This window comes from Brevundimonas sp. UBA5866 (genome assembly GCF_002432125.1).
Taxonomy (GTDB): domain Bacteria; phylum Pseudomonadota; class Alphaproteobacteria; order Caulobacterales; family Caulobacteraceae; genus Brevundimonas.
Map to the genome: position 1 here is coordinate 5,721 of NZ_DJFS01000084.1, position 766 is coordinate 6,486.

Genomic DNA, 766 nt, shown 5'->3' on the forward strand with positions numbered 1-766 from the left:
TCATGCTGGCGAAAAATCCCACCATCGACGCCTGGTGGGCGCTGCTCTCCCGCGAGGTGAAATAGTGACCGGGCTGGATTTTAGCGGCAAGACGGTGTGGGTCACCGGTGCAGGGAAGGGCATCGGCTACGCGACGGCGCTGGCCTTTGTCGAGGCGGGGGCACAGGTTACGGGCTTCGATCGTGACTTCAGCCAGGCCGACTATCCCTTCGCCTGTGAGGAGCTGGATATCGCCAACGCTGACCAGGTGGCGGCGGTATGCCAGCGCCTGCTGGCAGCCACTGCGCGTCTTGACGTGCTGGTGAATGCGGCGGGGATCCTCCGCATGGGGGCCACGGATCAGCTCTCTCAGGACGACTGGCAGCAGACGCTGGCGGTCAACGTCGGCGGCGCGTTTAACCTCTTCCAGCAGACCATGGCCCAGTTCCGTACCCAGCGGGGCGGGGCGATTGTCACCGTCGCCTCCGATGCGGCCCATACGCCGCGCANNCGCATGAGCGCCTACGGAGCTTCAAAGGCGGCGCTGAAGAGTCTGGCCCTGACCGTGGGGCTGGAGCTGTCCGCCAGCGGCGTGCGGTGCAACATCGTCTCACCGGGCTCCACCGACACCGATATGCAGCGCACGCTGTGGACCAGCCCGGACGCGGAGCAGCAGCGCATTCGCGGCTTTGGCGAGCAGTTCAAACTGGGGATCCCGCTGGGCAAAATTGCCCGCCCGCAGGAGATCGCCAATACCATTCTGTTTCTCGCCTCCGATCTCGCCAGC

Annotated in this window: 1 protein-coding gene; it reads left to right on the forward strand. The window is 65.4% G+C overall.

The genetic code is table 11. The features are described from left to right. Nucleotides 1-64: 64 nt before the first annotated feature. Nucleotides 65-766 (forward strand): 2,3-dihydro-2,3-dihydroxybenzoate dehydrogenase (gene dhbA, locus B3H86_RS11365; RefSeq protein WP_292053979.1); only part of this gene is annotated, 702 nt, incomplete at its 3' end.